The following is a 3,699-nucleotide window of genomic DNA, read 5'->3' as shown; positions in this document are numbered from 1 at the left end:
CCCCGATCTGCCGATGCCACCCGCCGTTCTGGCGCGGCTTGAGGCGGAGTTCGACGTTGTTCGCGGCGAGACCGTGCCGGAGGGCGTCGAGGGGCTGTTCATCACCCCGCGCAGTAAAATGACCGCAGCCGCGATTGCCGCCCTGCCCGCGTCGGTGAAAATCATCGCCACCTTCTCGGTCGGCTACGATCATATCGACGTGCCCGCCGCCAACCGCCGGGGGATTATCGTCACCAACACGCCCGACGTGCTGACCGATGCCACCGCCGATATCGCGCTTCTCCTGCTGCTGGCCGCGAGCCGCCGGGCGCGCGAAGGCGAAGCGATGGTGCGCGAAGGCACGTGGGTGGGGTGGAACCCGATGCAGTTGATCGGCTGGCAGATCACCGGGCGGCGGCTCGGCATTGTCGGCATGGGGCGCATCGGCCAGGCGCTCGCCCACCGGGCGCGGGCCTGCGGGATGCAGATTCACTATTATAATCGCACGCGCTTGGCCGAGAGTGAGGAGGCCGGGGCGGTTTATCACGCCAGTCTCGATAGTCTGCTGGGCGTCTCCGACTATCTCTCGCTGCACGCGCCCTCAACGGCGGAAACGAACAAGCTGCTCTCGGCGGCGCGCATCGCCCAACTGCCGAAGGGCGCGATTGTGGTGAATACGGCGCGCGGCAATTTGGTGGATGATGACGCGCTGATCGCCGCCCTTCAGTCCGGCCATCTGGCGGCGGCGGGGCTGGATGTGTTTACCGGCGAGCCCGATCTCGACGCGCGTTACCGCAGCCTGCCGAACGTCTTTCCCCTGCCCCACCTCGGCAGCGCCACCATTGAAACGCGCACGGCGATGGGCATGCGCGCGCTCGATAATCTTGCGGCGGTTTTAAACGGAAAACCGGCCCTGCACCCGGTCCAGGTATAATCTACGTATCATTCACATCTTCTCCCCTGTGTTTCGCTTGCCGTGCGTTCGTAAATCGGGCAGCTTTGGTAGGAATTGCCGCGAATTGCGGGTATGTGAGGTGACTGTCTGGATGGCCATGCGGCAGGATTTAACACGCGAATGACTGTGATCGCCTTTCCCCTCACGGTTATTGGCTTTCCGGCGAGCGCGGTTGCGCTGGTTCAAGAGGTTGTTGCCTCCGGGCAGTTGGCCCTGCACTCTTTGACGATCCTGCCGGCCGTTCCCGCCGATCCTGGGGCGCTCGCCCGCGAAGGCATTATTATGGCGGCGGTCGATCTGGCGGATGAGGCGGCGGTCTTGGCCTTACCCAGTCATCAGCCGCCCGATGATGTGCCTCACCCGGCGCTTATTCTCGCCGCCCCGGCGAGCCGCAGCGATTTGCGCCTGAAGGCGATTGAAACCGGGTTCGATGAAATCATCACCCTGCCGCTCGACCGCGCCGAACTTGTCTCGCGTCTGCGCTCGGGCCTGATGCTGCTCAACAGCCGGGCGGAAGTGCGGGAAGCGCGCATTACCGCCGAACAACGCTATGCGCTAATCGCGCTCGGCGCCAACGACGGGCTGTGGGATTGGGATCTGGCTTCCGGCCTCGTGCGCTATTCCTCGCGCCTCGCCGACATGATGGGTCTGCCGCCCGAGAGCAGCAGTTGCGTGATCGAGGATTGGCTGTCCTGCGTTCTCCCGGATGACCGCGATTGGGTCGATGCCACGCTCGACGAGCAGGTGCAAAACCCCTCGCGCGATTTTCGCATCGAATATCGGGTCCGCGATGCCGAAGGGCATGTGCGTTGGGTTTTGTGTCGCGGCACCGCGCTCGGCGGCGGTGAAGGCGGCACAGCCACGCGCATGGCGGGCTCCCAGTCCGATATCACGTCGCGCAAAGAGGCCGAAGAGGCGTTACGGGCCAGCGAGGAGCGTTATGCGCTGGCCATTATGGCCGCCAAAGACGGGTTGTGGGATTGGGACGTTCGCGCCAATTCCATTCTGTTTACGCCGCGTTGGAAAGAAATGATCGGCTGCGCCGCCGCCGAGGTTGGCACCGACCCGGATGAATGGTTCAGCCGGGTTAATCCCGACGATCTGATCTGGCTGCAAGCCGCCGTTGAAGCGCAGATCGCCAGCGAGGAAGAGCCGTTTCAAATCGAATACCGCATTCGCCACACCGACGGCTCGGAACGCTGGATGCTGTGTCACGGGCTCACCATCCGCGACCCGCTAAGTGGGAAGGCGACGCGTATTGTCGGCTCGCAATCCGATATTACCGAGCGTAAACAGGCCGAACAGCAGGTTCTGCGCGACGCTTTTTACGATGCCACCACCGGCTTACCGAACCGCGCGCTGTTTATGGACCGGCTGGCGCAAACTCTGCGCCGCTCCGATGGAACAATCGCCTCCTGCGCCGTCTTGGTGGTCGAAGTCAACCGCTTCGCCAGCCTCGCCAACTCCCTAACGCCGACCCAGGCCGACCATGTGTTGCGCGACGTCGGCGAGCGCTTGGCGCAAACCCTGGTTGCCTCCGACACGCTCGCGCGCCTGGAAGGCGCAAGCTTCGGCTTTCTGCTGCAAGGCGTTTCGGACGAAGACGCTATCGGCCATAAGGCGCTTGCCATTCATACTGCCCTGAAGGCCGCCATCGATCTGCCCGGCTCGCAAGGGCTGTATATCACCGCGCGGATCGGTGCCGCGATGCCGAACGGCAATCAACGCGCCGAAGAATTGCTGCGCGATGCCTCGCGCGCGCTGAACCGCCCCGGTACCGATGCCGAAAAAAGCGTGGCCCTCTTCGCCGCCAACGGTATGGACGATGGTCTTGACCCGCTGGCGCTGGAGCAGGATTTGCGCACCGCGATTGAGGCGGGCGATCAGTTGCAACTGCATTATCAGCCGATTGTCGATCTCGTCTCCGGGCGGCTGGTCGGCTTCGAATCGCTGATGCGCTGGCACCATCCCACGATGGGCCTCGTCTCGCCGCTGCGCTTCATTCCGCTGGCCGAGGAAAGCAAGCTGATTATTCCCATTGGCCTGTTTGCGCTCGATCAGGCGTGTCAGCAGGTCAATCGCTGGCGGCGCTTTCTGCCCGATGCGGCAGGGATGTTCATCAACGTCAATGTTTCCGGCGTCCAGATGCAGGAGGCGGATTTTGTCGAACGGGTCGCCGAGATTCTCGCCCACCGCCAAACCCCCGCCGATGCGCTGAAGCTCGAAATCACCGAAAGCGTCGTGCTGGATGATGTGGACGGCATGCTGTCCATTCTCAGCCGCCTGAAAGCGATGGGGCTGCGGCTCGCCATCGACGATTTCGGCACCGGCTATAGTTCGCTCTCCTATTTGCATCAGTTCCGCTTCGATGCCGTCAAAATCGATCAATCCTTCGTGCGCGCGATGCGCCAGCGCCCGGAAAACGGCCTCATCATCCGCATGATCGCCGAACTCAGCCGGGGCCTCGGCTGCGAAGTGATCGCGGAGGGCGTCGAAACCGCCAATGATGTCATCCGTTTGGCACAGCTCGGCTGTATGTACGGTCAGGGCTATCATTTCGGTCGCCCGCGCGATCCTATGACCATCGAAAAACTGCTGTTACCGGCGTGCGAGGAAACGGAAACCGTTGTTTAAGCCGGTTGTTGTAATAATCGGGATGCGTCTTTAGGCCGCTTCCCCTATGATCACAGGATTGATTCCCGCTTATCGGGAATCGACAGAATGCGGTGTGCAGCGCAATATCCAGCGGCAGAACGCCGATAGAG

Annotated in this window: 2 protein-coding genes; both read left to right on the top strand. The window is 62.6% G+C overall.

The window, feature by feature from the left end:
- Nucleotides 1-13 precede the first annotated feature (13 nt).
- Complete coding sequence (locus tag VZ95_RS14080) at nt 14-913, top strand: 2-hydroxyacid dehydrogenase (protein WP_045776418.1); 900 nt, start codon at nt 14-16, stop codon at nt 911-913.
- Nucleotides 914-1,054: 141 nt separating this feature from the next.
- Nucleotides 1,055-3,568: a GGDEF domain-containing phosphodiesterase gene (locus tag VZ95_RS14075; protein ID WP_052711775.1), complete on the top strand. Its 2,514-nt coding sequence runs from the start codon at nt 1,055-1,057 to the stop codon at nt 3,566-3,568.
- Nucleotides 3,569-3,699 lie beyond the last annotated feature (131 nt).

The sequence above is a fragment of the Elstera litoralis genome (assembly GCF_000963705.1).
GTDB lineage: Bacteria > Pseudomonadota > Alphaproteobacteria > Elsterales > Elsteraceae > Elstera > Elstera litoralis.
The sequence above is the reverse complement of the archived record's forward strand: the minus strand, read 5'-3'. Positions and strand labels throughout refer to the sequence as shown.

What these genes read in the sequence shown, in the direction of transcription:
- VZ95_RS14080 (WP_045776418.1), top strand. Translation starts at nt 14, where the DNA reads ATGCCACCCGCCGTTCTGGCGCGGCTTGAGGCGGAGTTCGACGTTGTT.
- VZ95_RS14075 (WP_052711775.1), top strand. Translation starts at nt 1,055, where the DNA reads ATGACTGTGATCGCCTTTCCCCTCACGGTTATTGGCTTTCCGGCGAGC.